The sequence below is a fragment of the Variovorax sp. Soil_C_12 genome (assembly GCF_057657375.1).
The window spans coordinates 89,211-103,818 of sequence record NZ_JBDGIO010000002.1; the positions used below are offsets into that span (position 1 = coordinate 89,211).

Sequence of the window (14,608 nt, forward strand, 5' to 3'; positions counted from 1 at the left end):
ACAGCTTCCAAGGCGCGGTGAGAAGGTAGTCCGTCGGGCATCCCAGAAAGAGGCGCACGCACCCGGCTTGGCTTTTTACATGCCCTGCAGGGAGGCGGCACTCGGCCTGCCCAGGGGACATGCCGTGCGAGTGCAACCCACCGCTGGCTGTTCGACCAGATGGCGCGCCGTGGCAGGGAGCGTGGCCTCGTCAAAGGCGGGGGATCCCGGTGGAATGCCAGCGTCGTTGCTTCGCGTGGAGAAAGGCTTGCCGATTTCTTTCACCCGCAGCGCGAAGTACTACGAGACGACGCGGCGAAATAGTTCCCGCTCTATTCACTCACTATTTGATCCTTTGTTCGCTGCCGGCCGTGGCAGTCGCTGCTGTGTGCGACACCCCGCCGCGTGGCGCCTTAACCAAAGGGAAACTGAAATGAACAAGGATCAAGTCAAAGGCGGCCTAGAAAAGGCCAAGGGAAGCGTGAAGGAAACGGTCGGCAAGGCCGTCGGCAACGAGAAGTTGCAGGCAGAAGGCGCAGCCGACAAGACAGCCGGCGCTGTACAAAAGAAGGTTGGCGACGTCAAGGATGCGGTCAAGACCCTCACTAGAAAGGCGTGACCCTGGGCGGCGCAGGTTTAAAGCGCACGCCCTCCGCGTCGGCGCGCGCCGGCTCGGATGGGTAGTGTCCTCGTGATTTTGCCAGGCGGGGCCAAAGCCGAAATGGCGCCTTGTCGAACGGGTCCGCTTGGGCAAGTAGGTCGCGGACCCAAGACGGACTTCGGGTATCCCTCATGCCCGCATCGCACCATCTCCCGTACAGCTTGGGGCGCCGACCTCACTTGCGGGTGACTGCCGATGGAGTAGCTCACAGCGTCTCGTTGTTCATTGCAGCATCGGGGCAGCATCCCGTCGGCATTTCGGAACGGCGCGCCCATGCCTGGTGGCACAGAGAGTCGCCGGCTTTCCTACCTAAGATCCACGCGTTTTCCTTCATGGCGCACACCTCGCTTGCCGACCATCTCATTTGGAACTGCAACAGAAGGGACATCATGAAGCCGTCCATTTCCCTTGTGTGCCGCGCAGCGCTTGCAGGCTTGATATCCCTGGCGGGCTGCGCATCGGTTCCGCAGCGTGAGGCTCAGTGGATCGATCCAGGCATCGGAACGCAGTCCCGGTTTCTGCGTGGTGAAAAGATCCTCGTTGCTTGTGACGCCTACGACCCAGCCCTTCGACAGATCTGCCAGGACCGGCTGTACCGCGACATCTTGTCAATGGGGGCCAGTCCAGTCACGGCGCCTGCGGGGACCATCCTGCTCAACGACCGGGAACTCGACGGCCAACTGGTCCCGGCGGCGGCCGCGGTCGGTGCGAAAGCCATCTTCATCCTGTCGTTGACGCCAGCGACCACCAGCGCCGGGTCCGGGGCATCGTTGGGCATCGGCGCCTTCAGCTTCGGTGGAGGAGGCGGTGGCGGCGTTGGACTGGGACTCCCGATCGGTGGCAGTCGCCCCGAGACGGGTTTCGCCTGCAACGGTCGGGTGATGGACGTTAGCAGCCAACGCCTGGTTTGGACCGCCACCCTGGTCGCAACACCTTCGCCGGACCTTGAATCCCAAGTGAACAGCCTTTCTCGCTCAATGCTCGACTCCGCGCAGGCGGCCGGCTTGTTCTGACAACGGACAAGTGAACGGACCTCTGCCCGGTCCAGGTCGGTTTCCCGGACTCGGGCGATGTCTGGGTGGCGATCGCATGAACGCCAACCGTTGCCCGCATGGCGTCATTTCTCGGGAAACATGAATTTCGAGTGGCAGACCCTGCATTGAACAAGGCCGAACTGGCCGAAGCCAGCCCGTGGCTCAAGGCAGGACACCTTTCCCGCAAGAATGCATTCAGGACAAGGCAGCAGGCTGCCGGATCGCTTCACCGCGCTGGACCAAGCAGTCTCCCAATCACTGATCACCGCCGGCGGAACGCGTTTCGCCCTCAGATGGCTCAGCAGTTCGTGGTGCATGCCTTCGAGTGCCATGTCCGTCCCCTTCGCATTTAGGGGCGCCTGCGCAGCGCAACGCCCCTTTGTTGTCCGGCTCGATGGTGCGCGTCGTGCCAGGCCAATGCAAGGCCGAGATGCCAGCGTTGGCAGGTCGGCCTGCATCGCCTTGAGGCCGCGGCTGGGGCCAAACTCGTCCAGCTGCTGGCCGTGCAGGCGACAGAGTACGCGCCCCTCTTGAATCCTCCGAATCTGCTCCTAATTCCTCTCACGGAAGCGCCGGAGGCGTCTCCGACGCTCCGTCTGGTCCAACCGTATGGAGGTTTTCGCCATGTATCGATCCTTGTTCCCGCGCGATCTGTTCGCCGAGATGGATCGCCTGCAACGCGAAATGCAGCAGGCCTTCGATCTGTCTCCAAGCATCCGGGGTCTCGGCCGCGGCGGTTTTCCCGCCCTGAACGTCGGGGGCACGCCGCAGACGGTCGAGATCTACGCCTTCGCCCCTGGCCTCGATCCAGCCACGATCGACGTCCAGCTCGACCGCGGCCTGCTGACCGTGGCCGGCGAGCGCGCCTCGAAGCTGCCGTCACAGGAGGACTCGAAGTCCGCCGTCCACATCAACGAGCGCTTCGCAGGCAGCTTTCGCCGCATGCTGACGCTGCCCGACGACGCCGACCCGGATGCGATCGCGGCCGACTACCGCGACGGCATCCTGCACATCACGGTCCAGCGGCGCGCGTCGGCCCAGCCCCGCCGTATCACGATCCAATGAAAGGAGCAGCGACATGAACGACGTTGACACTGTCCGCTCGACTTCTCCCTCCACCGTTGCCCGCAAGGACAGGGCGGGCTACGGCGAGGCGGCGCTGACGCCGCCCGTCGACGTGGTGGAGGATGGCACCGGCATCACGCTGTATGCCGACCTTCCCGGCGTTTCGAAGGACCAGCTTCACCTCCAGGTGGAGTCCGACACACTCACCATCGATGCCGACTCGAACCTGCAGGTGCCCGAGGGGCTGCAGTCGAGCCACACGGAGGTCGGCCTCGCGCACTTCCATCGCGTCTTCACCTTGAGCAAGGAGCTCGACACCGAGAAGGTCTCGGCCGAGCTGGCACAGGGCGTGCTGACATTGCGCATCCCGAAGGTGGCGCAGGCACAGCCGCGGCGCATCAACGTCGAGGTGGGCTGAAGCCAGCTTGACCCTCCGGCCGGCGCGGTCGGCCCGGAGGGTGTCTCCACGCGAAAGCGTACGCTTTCGCGTGGGTTCGATGCAGCCTCTGAAGACCTGAACCGAGGAAGAAGCGATGAACGATGACGGCGAAGTCAGGCGCTTCGTCTACGAGGCGACGGATTTCCCCAATCTGCCCTAGGCGGTGCTGCGCTTCCGCACAGGCCCAGGCCACGACCGGCGGCAAGCCGGTGGTCCCGGTTGTCGCCGACACACACGTTTGACGAGAGCGAGCCATCGGTCAAAGCCGTGACAGCAGCTCGCGCTTTTTTGCCTGGAACTCTGGGTCGGACAGGATGCCACGATCGCGTAGGGAGGCCATGCGGTCGATGGCGTCGAGAATCTGCGCCGCGTCCGTAGCGCGCCCCTGCGCGGTGGAAGAGGAGGCTGCGGCAGGCTCTGCAGGCGCGTCGGGGCGCGCATCCCCGGAAAGGCCCTGCGGCGTTTCGCCTTCAAGCGGCACACGCTTCAGTCTTGCGAGGTCCACTGTGCCGTGCTGGCTGGTGAAGCTCAGCGAATGCAGATCGCCCTGCTGCTGGGCAACGCTCCCGATGACATGATCGCCTGTGTCGTAGATCTCCACGCGGCCTCCGCGTTCGATGGCCAGGCGCCGCTGACTGGGGAACCACGCATAGCGCAGATCATTCTGCGCGCCGCTGCTGGCGGGTCCTTTAAGCTCGGCCGGCCACCACGAACCGCGCGCCGAGACGATGCTTGCCGCCGGGTGGGTGTCCTTGATGGCGTCTGGCTGCTCCGCCAGCAGCTCGGTCAGCTCGGTGCACAAAGAGCTGACCCGCGCCTTCAGTGTGTGGTCGAACATGTCGCCGACCATGACCATGCCGCCTTGCATCCATTGGCCAGGACCGCCGAACTCGGGGTGCTGGAACTGGGCCATGCGGCCGTAGCCGGCGGCGACGGCGTCCCACATGACCGCGCTGGCTTCCGGCCCGAAGCCGTGCCTGGCACCCGCCTCGACGACACGGCGCAAGCCTTCTCGGTCCGGCGCCGCGGGTTCGCCCCGCGGTCCAGGCGTAGAGGTGGAGCCTTGGCGCTGGTGCTGCATGACGAATAGCCTACGAGCAGGTCAACAGGCTGCGGTGAGTCTTTTGCGAATGTCAGCGTCGGTTCCTGCCCGACGCGTGTCTGTCACTTGAGCAATCCGCTCTGCCCGTTCGCATGCCCGTCCGGTGCCACCGTTTCGGCAGAACCTTCAGGTCCACAGGTTGGACGGAGAGAAGGCCCAACACGTGCGCGCTGGGCCAAGGTTCCGTCGCTACAGTTGTGCATCGCAACGGGAAAGGGGGTGCTCAATCAGAGGCCGTAGTACTTGTCCACGGTGGACCGATACGTGTCATCGTAGTCCGGCACGTCATCGCTGCCATATCGCGGCGCCCCCTCGAGTTGGGACTTTTCCAAGGGGACAACATAACCATCCTGCGAGGTGTCGTACTTCAGCATGTTCCAGGGGATTGGATAACGGTCGGTCCCCATTCCCAGGAAGCCGCCGAACTCCATGACGGCATAGCGGACCTGCCCCGATACCTTGTCGATCATCAAGTCATCGATCGAGCCGAGCTTGTCGCCCGCAGGGTTGTAGACGGCTGTTCCTTCGACGCGATCGGAAGAAATGACGGCGCTTGTGGAGGTGGTTGCCATGAGAAAACTCCGTGATCGACCGGCACTGCTGGTGGCGCCGGCCTTGAGACAAAGCCCAGCGTGGACACTGTCGCGCCGCGCTTCCCAGGCGTGGATCGGCGGCTGGACACTCCTTGTGTAGGTGGAGGCGCGCCAGTTGATCGCCCGCCCGCGCCTGGTGGACGTCCCACCTGCATGCGCCAGCCCCGGGCCCCATAGCAAGGAGTTCGGATCAGACGACGCGTTCACCTAGGCGCGGACGACGGCTATCCGAACATCCTCGCCCATATCGCCCAAATGCGTCGGGCGCGGTCTTCGAAGAGGTATGAGCAGCGCACATCCTGGCGCCCATGGGGACGCCGTCGTCGTTTCTCACGCGAAAGGCCGGCAGAAGACCAGGATGGAGTTGGGCGGCAGCGTGAGCTCGGCCGAGTGGTCGAACTCGTGCATCGATTCCGGGCTCGCCTCGACGGCGCCGGCATTGCCGACGACCTGCGGGTTGACCCAGTGGTCGTAGACGTCGCTGTTGAAGGCTTCGAGCCAGCGCCCACCGGACGGGAAGCCCACGCGGTAGTTGTACCGGGGCTGGTCGGCCAGGCTGACGACCACCACGACATCCTCTCCCGCCCCAGGGACCCAACGGTGAAAGGCAAGGAAGCGGTTGCCGTCGTGGGCATTGATCACGCGAAAGCCGTTGGCGCGCAGCGCCGGCAGGCGCCAGCGCAGCCGGATCAGCTCGCGGGTGCAGCGCAGGAAGTCCCGCATGGCGGGGTCCGGTGCCTCGAGTCCGGGCCAGAACAGACGCAGCTCGGGGTGGTGCTTCAGGTCATCGGACCACTGCTTGTCCTCGAGGAATTCCTGGCCCATGAACATCATCGGGATGCCGGGTGAGGTCAGTGTCAGCCCCATGGCCACGCGGCTGCGCGAACGGGCAAGCCACGAGCGGGGATTGGACGGATCCGCCAGCGTCGGGATGCGCGGTTCGCGCCCTTTGGACGCATCCGGATCGCGCAGCACGACGTCGTGGTTCTCGGGACCCTGGACAAAGCGCCAAGCCTCGCCGAACCCCGGGGCCCAAAGGCTGTCGGCGACCCGCTGCATGGGCAGCGGACCGGTGTCGGAGAAGCTCGCCGCCCGCAAGACGTCCCGCACGGCGATGCGCAGCGTGTTGCTCAGCGTCGTGTCGAAGCCGGCACCATCCTCGTTGACAGGGCGTACGACCCACGGGGTCAGGTCCCAGTATTCCGCAAGCTGCAGCGCGCCGGGACGAAGGTAGCGCACGGTCGAGGTCAGGTCCTGGCAGAAGCGCCGGCCGTGCGGCCAGCCATCGCGGTCGATCACGCTGACCTGGTCGTAGCGCAGGCCGTCGATGCGGTACTCCTGGATCAGGAAGCAGGCATTGCGGATCAGGAAATCGCACACTTGGGGCTTGGAGAAATCGAACACGCGCCCCCCCGCGTGCTCGCCCAGCCCGAAGTAGAGGGAATTCTCGAACCGCTCGGGTGGCAGCTGCCCGTGCTGCCGGTCGAAGAAGTACAGGCTCTGATCGCCGAAGTCGCCGCCTGCATGGTTGTAGACCACATCGAAGATCACGGCGATCCCATGCACGTGCGCCAGATCCACCAGCGCCTTCAGCTGGTTCATCTCGCCCTTCAGGTCCGCCTCGCCATACGGCGACAAGCCCCTCGACGCAAGCATCGCATTGATCGATGCGACATAGGCGGGCAGTTCGGCGTCCGGCACTGCGAAGTCCGCTTCCGGCGAGAAGTAGTCCAACCCGTTGTAGCCGAGGCTGAAGGTGGTGGGGAACTCCTGGATGGGCAGGAGCTGCAGCGCGGTGACCCCGAGGTCGGCAAGATAGGGGAGCCGGGCCGCGACGTCGAGAAAGGTGCCGCCCCCGGGCGGCCAGCGCGGCGTCGAGAACACGCCGACGTGCAGTTGGTAGATGACGAAGTTCTCGAAGCGGGGCGTGACGAAGCCCGTGTCGTGCCAGGGAAAGTCGGGCCGCCGCAGGATGCAGTTGCCAGAGCCCCAGTCGAGCTCGCGCGCATACGGGTCCCGCTTCCAGCCGCCGCCGGCGTCACCGACCACCCAGAACTTGTAGGCCTGGCGGTCGTGTGCGCCCCGCACGAAACCCCACCAGTAGCCACCTGCTGCCAGCAGGCGAGTCCCGGGCGCAGGACTCCACCCTGTGAAGTCGCTCAGCACGTGCACTTCGTGCGCGTTCGGCGCCCACACGCGAAACGTTGCCCCCGCCGCCAAGAGGGTAGCGCCCATGGGCGTGTCCGGCCCCAGGTGTTCTTGCGTGACGTTGCCCATGTCAGTCGCGGCCGTCGAACACAAACGGCCGGCCGGTTTCTTCCTGGCGGTCGATCAGGCCGTCCTTCTGCGCGACCGTGGCTCCCATGGCAATTCCTTCCGGTAGTCTGTACGCGGACGTCCATCGAACTCACGAAAACGTCCCATCGTGCGAAGCGCAGGTGGGGGCGTCAACTTCCTTCTGGAGGAGCATTGGTGCCTCTTTACATTGCAGCACGTGCGCCGCATGTGCGCGATACACGGCAGGTCGATACTGAACTCGTTATCCACAATGAGGAATTCAGCATGACCATCCGTTCCAAGACCATCGCCGTGATCGCCGCCACGCTGGCACTCTCGAGCGTGGGCAGCGCATTTGCGCAAGACCGCAACCATGGTCCGGGCCGCGATGGACGCGACGGCCGATATGAGCAGCGCGACCAACGCCACGACGGCCGTCATGACAACAGTCGCGGGAACGACGACCGCAACGACTACCGCGACGGCCGTCAGTATGACCGCCGCGGTTATCCGCAGCCGCATGCCGAATGGAAGCGTGGGGGCCGCGTGCCGACTGACTATCGCGGCCGCAACTATGTCGTGAACGACTACCGCGCCTACCACCTGAACGCGCCGCCGCGCGGCTATCAGTGGATCGGCGTCGGCGGTGACTACGTTATGGCCGCGATCGCCACCGGGATCATCGCCCAGATCATCGTCGGACAGTGAGCGTCAAAGCGCAGCAGCCGTCTGGCGCCGACGGCCGGCCGGTCGCCGAGTTTTCCGACTCGTCCTGCGAGACGCTGTGGCGAGGACGAGATCTTCCTCGCCGACCGCACCCGCGGCCTGCACGGCACAGACCCGGCTCGTGGTCTTCTCCTGGCTGTCGAGGCCAATGGTGCCCTTTATCCGGGGCCTGTAAGCCGTCCCTCACGCTTGATCTTCTTGAGGCGGCCGACCACCTCCTCCACATTGAGTGGCGGCGGCTCAATGGTGGAAACGTCCGCCGCGGCCAATGGGCGGATGACCTGGAAGACCCAGACGAGCGCCTCGGCGTCGTCTTCCATCGAAGTGCTGTAAGCGCGGCCTTCGTCATCGATCAGGATCTCCATGTCCTCGATGTACCGTGTCGCCCCACTGGCGAGGTCGACGTAAGGTTTGAGCAGCGCGTCCGGGCTCGCGTCGAGCATTTTGCTCACAACCCGGTGGCCGTTGCAATGGATGGTGTCGGCGGTCTCCAGCGCCTTGAATAGGGTGGTTCTGAAACTCATGGGAGGCATTGTCCCTGTTGCCCAATGATTCCGTGCGGAGATGATCTCGCGGCGCTTGCTCGGAAAGACCCATCTTGTCTGCGCCCCGACGTGCGGATGGGTGGCCGCCCGCAGGCTGCCGGACGAAAGTCTCAGCGCTCATCCCCTCGAGGAGCGCGGCCTGAGCCTCATTGCTTCACACCGAGGGACTCCGCCCTGTGCGCGAGCTCCATCGACCGGGCCCGCAAGAGCGTCTGCAGCCCTAGGATTGACCCCGCACTCAACGAGCGCGTTGATTGTCACCGGTGGTGACGCTGGCGTCGCTGAACGTGCGGGACCTGGAAGCGTTCCAGGCGGCACGCTTCGGCATGAAGAGCGCGGACCTGTCGCTCTCCCCTCGTCATGCGCTGCGTCTCCTGCGGCTGATCGACCGGGTGTCTCGCCATCACGCCGCGGACACCGGCATCCAGGCGAATACCGCGGCGGCCGACTGGATCGCAGCGCAGCCGCAGGTTCGATATGCCGAGGCCAAGCATGCCGACCCGCTGCCCGAGCACCTGTCCGTATCGGAAGCGAAGCACCTGATCGCCTTCCTGTCGAACGCGCGCCCTCGTCCCGCAGCGGCGGGGTCGCGCCGCGACGATCACAAGGCCTTCACCTGGCAGGAACTCCGCAATCGCGTGGCGGTTTCATTGCAATTGGGAGCGGGACTTGCGCCCGGTGATGTGCGGGTGCTCACCGTTCATTCACCGACAACGCAGGGCGGGCGCACGCGTGAGCGCCCCTGGAAAGTCGCTGTTCCGGGCAATGGCAATTTGCCGGCCCGAGAGACGCCTATCGCACCCTGGGCGGGCGAGTTGCTGCAGCATTGGCTGCAGGTGCGCGCCGAAATGGAGATTGCGGGCGACTATCTCTTTCCCTCGACGCGATCGGGCAAGCCCTGGAGCAAGGAAGCCCAGTACAAGGCAGCCAAGCAAGTGTTCGAGGAAGCTGGCCTCGATGGCACCGAGGGCGGCTCATTTCGATTGCGCCATACCTTTGCGCTTCGCCAGCTGCGCAGAGGTACGGATGCAGTGCAGGTCTCACGCTGGCTCGGAGTCGAACCCGAAGCGATGGCCAAGTATCGGCGGGTGGTTACGAGCCCCGAACAGGTGATTTAGCACTCATTCAGTACATCCTTCCTGGGCGGTTCAGCCACATTCATTGAAGCAGCCAGCGGTAAATCTCGGATGACTGAATGGAGATGAGTGAACGATCCCAATTTGGCAGTTAAGCTCTGGGTTCTCTATTTTCAATGGAATTTGAAATGGCCCAGACTTACAGCCAGATTCAGAAGCAGATCGAGATATTGCAGCGTCAGGCCAATGCGCTTCGAAATAGCGAGGTCAAAGGGGTCGTCGACCGTATCAAAGTCGCCATTGCGCACTACGGCCTGACGGCTGCACAACTGGGACTTGGCCCAGGCCAAACGGCTGCGCGGCCCAAGAAAGCACTGGACTCCTCAGCCAAGCCCGGTGCGAAGTTCAGCGATGGTAACGGCAATGTCTGGTCCGGTCGGGGACCGCGCCCTCTCTGGCTTCGCAACGCTCTGACCGCCGGTCGGTCCATCGACGAGTTCCGAGTGGGATCGGCCAAGAAGCAGAAAGCCTCCTCCGCCCGGCCGGAGTCCGGCGAAACTGCTGCGCCAAGTGTCCTCCGCGCCCGCAAGAAGGCGAAGCGCACTGCGAAGACCAGCTACAAGGATGACGCGGGCAATTCCTGGAGCGGTTTTGGGCCCAAGCCCAGATGGCTGAAGGCCGCACTGGAAGCCGGAAAGTCATTGGAAGACTTCGCTAAATAGATCCGGCGTCGAGCCCTCAGCACAAGGGCACGACAGCGCTGGGTACTCCCGGGCCCGCGTCAATGGACGGGCCCGATCAACAGTACTGTCCAGCCACGCCGCGGTCGACGTCGGCCTGATCTGTCCCGGCGATAAGCGCCACCGCAACGGGGTCGAGCTGCCTGCCGGTCGTCGAGATGGCAGCCATCGTCGGCGACGGCGACTCCGCCGCCGGGTGTCCGGAGGGCACCGTAGGCACCCACATCCGGCCTGAGCTCGCGCAGCAGGAGAGCGCTCGGACTACGCTGGCGCGTTGACGGCATCCTTCAATGCCTTGCCTGCCGTGAATTTCGGCGCCTTGCTCGCTTTGATGGTCATTGGCTCGCCGGTCGATGGATTTCGGCCGGTGCGCTCGGCACGGCTCGCGACGGTGAAATTGCCAAACCCGATCAGCTGCACGGCTTCCCCGCGCGCCAGGGTCCGCGCCAGGTTTTCGAGTGCCGAATCGAGGACGCGCCCAGCATCGGCCTTGCTGAGATGGGTGTCCGCAGCGATTGCGGCGATAAGTTCGCTTTTGTTCAAAGTGGATTTCCTTTAGAAAACATGATGAGCAGGATCGCCATAGAAGCGCGTCGGAGGCAGGCGGAGATCAACGTGCCTGAATGCGGCAGGAGACAGTAGGGACGCGCAACTTCGATCTCCTCCTCGCGCATTGATTTCGCCAAGATACCGGCGCCCGTCCCAACCTCCTTCGGAGGCATCTTCTCCAGCGATTTTGTCTCGGCCTTGAAATCATCGGCCTCTGTCGCCAACGCCTGCGGTTTGCGAAGGTGAGCGTGAGGCTCCATTCTGATGGAGCGAGGCAGTACCACGCGAGCGACTCCGAATGGGTTCGTCCTGCCCCAGCCGAAGGCAGCAAAAGGGTTCTGGCCCCGGCAGTGCCTTCTGACAGCCAATCCGGGGTCGCCCCCTCATCTCCCTGGCACGCAACCTGCTCGGGTATACCCGATTGTCGATTGTCGAACAATCTAACAAGATCCGCCCATCATGAACCGAGGCCCCATGACACATCCGATCCTTCGCATCAGCGGCTTGCACAAGTGGTTTGGCGATCACCATGTCCTCAAGGGAATCGACTTCGACGTCCAGCCCGGGGATCGCGTCGCCATCCTGGGGTCCAGCGGTTCCGGCAAGAGCACCTTTCTGCGCTGCCTGAACTTCATGGAACTGCCGACCACGGGTCGCGTTGAACTCAAGGGGAAGCTCATCGGCAAGCCCACCGGTAAGCACCCGAAGGGCGAAGGCATGAGTTACTCGCAAGGCGAGCTCTCGGAGCTGCGCAAGGAGGTGGGCATGGTCTTTCAGCAGTTCAATCTGTTCCCGCACATGACGGTCGTCGGCAACGTGATGGAGGGCCTCGTGACCGTGCTCGGTGTCGGTTCCAAGGAGGCGCGAGAGCGGTCCATGGCCCAGCTCGAGAAGGTCGACATGGCCGACAAGGCCAACGCCTACCCGGCGCGGCTGTCGGGTGGCCAGCAGCAGCGTGTTGCCATCGCCCGTGCCTTGGCGATGGAGCCGGAGGTCTTGCTGTTCGACGAGCCCACCTCGTCCCTCGATCCCGAACTGGTCGGCGAGGTGCTGAACGTCATCAAGGACCTGGCCCAAGAGGGCCGCACCATGCTCCTGGTCACCCATGAACTGGGGTTCGCCTACCACTACGCCAACAAGGTTCTGTTCCTGGCTGATGGCCAGTTCTACGAGACCGGGACGCCCGACGAGGTGCTCAAGCACCCGAAGAAGGAGCACACCCAACGCTTTCTCGAGCGGTTCACGGCCTTCAGCTTCTGATCCGACCCCTCATCCCATTGAAGCCCACCATGCAACTCTCCCCACAAGCATCCAAGACCAGTTCGCAGGCGTACCAGGCCGACGACCGCAACGAGAGGGTCCTCGTCTACGTCAATGGCGATTTCGTTCCCCGGTCTGAAGCGCGCGTGTCCGTCTTCGATGCCGGGTACGTCTGCGGCGACGGGGTCTGGGAGGGCGTTCGTCTCGTGAACGGCCAGGTCGTCTCCTTCGATGCGCACGTCGACCGCCTGTTCGAGGGCGCCAATGCCATCGCCATGGACATCGGCCTGCGCAAGCAGGAGGTCAAGGACGTCATCCTGAAGACCTTCGAGGTCAACAAGATGCAGGACGGCGCGCACGCGCGCCTGATGGTGACCCGCGGAGTGAAGAAGACACCCAATCAGGATCCGCGCTTCATCCTGGGCAAGGCGACCGTCGTCTGCGTCGCCGAACACAAGGTGGTCGATGCCGAAGCCAAGCAGCGCGGGCTCACGCTGCACACCTCCACCATCCGATGCAGCACCCCGGACGTGTTCGACCTGCGGCTGAACTCCCACAGCCGGCTGAACTTCATTCAGGCGCTGATTCAAGCCATCAACGTCGGCGCGGACGAGGCCCTGATGCTCGACACGAATGGCTTTGTCTCCAGCTGCAACTCCACGAACTTCTTCGTCGTGCGCGACGGGGCGCTGTGGACCTCGTCGGGTCGCTACTGCTTCAACGGGATCACGCGCGCAACGGTCTTGCGTCTGGCGCGCGAAGCCGGCCTCGCTGTCCACGAGGGCGACTACACGCTGGCTGAGGTCTACGCGGCCGACGAAGCGTTCGTCACGGGAACCCTTGGCGGCATCACGCCGGTGTCGGTGATCGACGGGCGCAAGTTGCCCGGTGCCGGAATGGGCCCGTTGACGCAACGCCTGGCAGATCTCTACCGGCAATACATCGCAGCCCCCCAGAAGGCCGCCACCTGAGCTTCCCCCTTCATCTCGACATTTTTAGGAGCTACGAATGAAAGTCCTGTCCCGCTTTGCGGCTCTTCGCCGCGGATTCCTTGTCGGCCTGGCCTGCATGGGCCTGCTGGCCGGCACCTCGTCCCACGCGCAGACGCTGCAGAAGGTCAAGCAGACCGGGGAGCTGCGCATCGGGGTGGCGTCCGGCGACCCGTGGTACTACCGGGATCCCGTCTCAGGCCAGTGGTCCGGCGTGGGCGTGCTCGTGGGCGAGCAGATTGCGAAGAACCTTGGCGTGAAGATGGTGCCGGTCGAGACCACGTGGGGCAACAGCGTTGCAGGCCTGCAGTCCGGCCAGATCGATGTCATGTTCGTTCTGGACGCGACCGAGGAACGCAAGCGGGCCATCGACTTCCCCACCACGCCCCTGCTGTGGTACGCGCAGGGCATCCTGGCCAAGGAGGGTCTGGTCGCCAAGAACTGGGAAGACCTGAACAAGCCCAACGTCCGTGTGGGCGTGGCACTGGGAACGGCGACCGACCGCGACCTCACCAAGCGTCTGCCAAGCGCCAAGATCGAACGCTTCACCAACACCGACGAGACCGTGGCAGCGTTCAACGCGGGCCGGGTGGATGCGATCGGCTTCTACCACTCGGTGCTGGTGATCGCCTACTCGAAGATCAAGAAGGGCAGCGTGCAGATTCCCCAGCCCGTGGTGGCCATTCCCACCAGCGCCGGCGTGCGCCGTGAGCAGGACCCGTCCTTCCGCGACATGCTCGACGAGCAGTTCAAGAAGATGTACGCGTCGGGCCAGACCCAGGCGCTGTACGCGCAGTACCTCAAGACCAAGGGACTCGATCCGGACAAGCTGCCCGGCGTCACCAAGGAAACCCTCGAAAGGTAATCGAGCGCGACAACGGCGGTCGACATGAACTACGACTGGGATTTCGGCGCGGTCTGGGCCTATCGCCAGATGCTGCTGGAGGGGGCGCTGGGCACGTTGAGGATCGCCGTGGTGGCGATCCTCATGGGCGTCGTCATCGGGGCGCTGCTGGCCACGATGCGGCTGTCGAAGCTGCGCTGGCTGGCGTATCCGGCCCTCTGGTTCACCGAGTTCTACCGGAACACGCCGCCGCTGGTGCATTTCTTCTGGGCGTTCTATGCGCTGCCGGTGCTCCTGGGCGTGAGCCTGGACCCCTACGCGGCGGCCATCATCGCGCTGTCCACGCAGTCCGGCGCCTTCTACGCGGAAGTGTTTCGGGGCGGCGTGGTCTCGGTGGAGCGAGGGCAGTGGGAAGGCGCTCGGGCGCTGGGCATGAAAGCTCACAAGGTCTTGCGGCGTGTCGTCCTGCCTCAGGCACTGCAACGCATGCTGCCGCCCTTCATGGAGCGTTCGTTCGAGCTGATCAAGACGACGGCGCTCGCCTCGACGCTGGCCTACTCGGATCTGCTCTACCAGGCGATGCAGGTCAATTCCATCACCTTCCGCCCCCTGGAGGTCTACACCTTCGTTGCGGGCATCTTCTTCATCACCTTGCTGGCCCTGAGCATGCTCGCCCATCTGGTCGAATCGCGTCTTTCGCGCGCCAGCTACCAAACCGCGCGGTGAGCC

Annotated in this window: 18 protein-coding genes; 11 read left to right on the forward strand and 7 right to left on the reverse strand. The window is 64.2% G+C overall.

Annotation, left to right across the window (positions count from 1 at the left end; all coding sequences use genetic code 11):
• The first annotated feature begins 412 nt into the window (after nucleotides 1–412).
• A complete protein-coding gene (locus tag AC3A6X_RS05320) occupies nucleotides 413–598 on the forward strand; it encodes a CsbD family protein (protein ID WP_487841179.1) in 186 nt (61 codons plus the stop codon).
• A gap of 431 nt (nucleotides 599–1,029) precedes the next feature.
• Entirely contained in the window at nucleotides 1,030–1,653 is a 624-nt protein-coding gene (locus tag AC3A6X_RS05325; RefSeq protein WP_487841180.1) for a hypothetical protein, read from the forward strand.
• 104 nt (nucleotides 1,654–1,757) lie between these two features.
• Here AC3A6X_RS05325 and AC3A6X_RS05330 read toward each other — a convergent pair whose 3' ends face one another.
• Complete coding sequence (locus AC3A6X_RS05330; protein WP_487841181.1) at nucleotides 1,758–2,006, reverse strand: hypothetical protein; 249 nt, start codon at nucleotides 2,004–2,006, stop codon at nucleotides 1,758–1,760.
• Nucleotides 2,007–2,298: 292 nt separating this feature from the next.
• Here AC3A6X_RS05330 and AC3A6X_RS05335 point away from each other — a divergent pair, with 292 nt between their 5' ends.
• Both AC3A6X_RS05335 and AC3A6X_RS05340 read left to right on the forward strand, forming a co-directional pair.
• On the forward strand, nucleotides 2,299–2,739 hold the full coding sequence (locus AC3A6X_RS05335) for an Hsp20/alpha crystallin family protein (RefSeq protein WP_487841182.1): 441 nt from the start codon (nucleotides 2,299–2,301) through the stop codon (nucleotides 2,737–2,739).
• A 13-nt stretch (nucleotides 2,740–2,752) separates the two neighbouring features.
• Nucleotides 2,753–3,157, forward strand: a complete 405-nt coding sequence (locus AC3A6X_RS05340) for an Hsp20/alpha crystallin family protein (protein WP_487840362.1) — start codon at nucleotides 2,753–2,755, stop codon at nucleotides 3,155–3,157.
• A 280-nt stretch (nucleotides 3,158–3,437) separates the two neighbouring features.
• On the opposite strand, the gene AC3A6X_RS05345 is transcribed toward AC3A6X_RS05340, so the two are convergent.
• From AC3A6X_RS05345 to AC3A6X_RS05355, 3 genes are all read right to left on the reverse strand, one after another.
• The gene (locus tag AC3A6X_RS05345) at nucleotides 3,438–4,184 is read right to left on the reverse strand and encodes an SHOCT domain-containing protein (protein WP_487841183.1); all 747 of its coding nucleotides are present in this window, start codon (nucleotides 4,182–4,184) and stop codon (nucleotides 3,438–3,440) included.
• 323 nt (nucleotides 4,185–4,507) lie between these two features.
• The gene (locus AC3A6X_RS05350; RefSeq protein ID WP_487841184.1) at nucleotides 4,508–4,852 is read right to left on the reverse strand and encodes a PRC-barrel domain-containing protein; all 345 of its coding nucleotides are present in this window, start codon (nucleotides 4,850–4,852) and stop codon (nucleotides 4,508–4,510) included.
• Nucleotides 4,853–5,203: 351 nt separating this feature from the next.
• Nucleotides 5,204–7,108 carry an alpha amylase C-terminal domain-containing protein gene (locus AC3A6X_RS05355; protein ID WP_487841185.1) on the reverse strand — a complete coding sequence of 635 codons (1,905 nt, stop codon included), beginning with the start codon at nucleotides 7,106–7,108 and terminating at the stop codon, nucleotides 5,204–5,206.
• Between the two features lie 327 nt (nucleotides 7,109–7,435).
• Between AC3A6X_RS05355 and AC3A6X_RS05360 the strand changes: the two genes are divergently transcribed.
• Complete coding sequence (locus AC3A6X_RS05360; protein WP_487841186.1) at nucleotides 7,436–7,858, forward strand: RcnB family protein; 423 nt, start codon at nucleotides 7,436–7,438, stop codon at nucleotides 7,856–7,858.
• A 176-nt stretch (nucleotides 7,859–8,034) separates the two neighbouring features.
• On the opposite strand, the gene AC3A6X_RS05365 is transcribed toward AC3A6X_RS05360, so the two are convergent.
• Nucleotides 8,035–8,400, reverse strand: coding sequence for a hypothetical protein (locus AC3A6X_RS05365; protein WP_487841187.1), 366 nt, complete (start codon nucleotides 8,398–8,400; stop codon nucleotides 8,035–8,037).
• Nucleotides 8,401–8,684: 284 nt separating this feature from the next.
• Between AC3A6X_RS05365 and AC3A6X_RS05370 the strand changes: the two genes are divergently transcribed.
• Both AC3A6X_RS05370 and AC3A6X_RS05375 read left to right on the forward strand, forming a co-directional pair.
• Nucleotides 8,685–9,539 carry a tyrosine-type recombinase/integrase gene (locus AC3A6X_RS05370; protein WP_487841791.1) on the forward strand — a complete coding sequence of 285 codons (855 nt, stop codon included), beginning with the start codon at nucleotides 8,685–8,687 and terminating at the stop codon, nucleotides 9,537–9,539.
• Between the two features lie 146 nt (nucleotides 9,540–9,685).
• Nucleotides 9,686–10,219: an H-NS family nucleoid-associated regulatory protein gene (locus AC3A6X_RS05375; protein ID WP_487841188.1), complete on the forward strand. Its 534-nt coding sequence runs from the start codon at nucleotides 9,686–9,688 to the stop codon at nucleotides 10,217–10,219.
• Nucleotides 10,220–10,498: 279 nt separating this feature from the next.
• Here the strand turns inward: AC3A6X_RS05375 and AC3A6X_RS05380 are convergent, their stop codons facing one another.
• Both AC3A6X_RS05380 and AC3A6X_RS05385 read right to left on the reverse strand, forming a co-directional pair.
• Nucleotides 10,499–10,780: an HU family DNA-binding protein gene (locus AC3A6X_RS05380; protein ID WP_487841189.1), complete on the reverse strand. Its 282-nt coding sequence runs from the start codon at nucleotides 10,778–10,780 to the stop codon at nucleotides 10,499–10,501.
• Nucleotides 10,777–11,046: a hypothetical protein gene (locus tag AC3A6X_RS05385; RefSeq protein WP_487841190.1), complete on the reverse strand. Its 270-nt coding sequence runs from the start codon at nucleotides 11,044–11,046 to the stop codon at nucleotides 10,777–10,779. Before AC3A6X_RS05385 ends, AC3A6X_RS05380 begins: the two co-directional genes overlap by 4 nt.
• 214 nt (nucleotides 11,047–11,260) lie before the next feature.
• Here AC3A6X_RS05385 and AC3A6X_RS05390 point away from each other — a divergent pair, with 214 nt between their 5' ends.
• Genes AC3A6X_RS05390 through AC3A6X_RS05405 form a run of 4 tightly spaced genes read left to right on the forward strand, consistent with a single transcriptional unit; the run spans nucleotide 11,261 to nucleotide 14,605 of the window.
• Nucleotides 11,261–12,046, forward strand: coding sequence for an amino acid ABC transporter ATP-binding protein (locus tag AC3A6X_RS05390; protein WP_487841191.1), 786 nt, complete (start codon nucleotides 11,261–11,263; stop codon nucleotides 12,044–12,046).
• 17 nt (nucleotides 12,047–12,063) lie between these two features.
• Nucleotides 12,064–13,017, forward strand: coding sequence for an aminotransferase class IV (locus tag AC3A6X_RS05395; protein ID WP_487841192.1), 954 nt, complete (start codon nucleotides 12,064–12,066; stop codon nucleotides 13,015–13,017).
• Between the two features lie 37 nt (nucleotides 13,018–13,054).
• Nucleotides 13,055–13,900 (forward strand): transporter substrate-binding domain-containing protein, encoded by an 846-nt coding sequence (locus AC3A6X_RS05400; protein ID WP_487841193.1) that lies wholly within the window; start codon nucleotides 13,055–13,057, stop codon nucleotides 13,898–13,900.
• A gap of 24 nt (nucleotides 13,901–13,924) precedes the next feature.
• Nucleotides 13,925–14,605, forward strand: coding sequence for an amino acid ABC transporter permease (locus AC3A6X_RS05405; protein WP_487841194.1), 681 nt, complete (start codon nucleotides 13,925–13,927; stop codon nucleotides 14,603–14,605).
• Nucleotides 14,606–14,608: the final 3 nt, after the last annotated feature.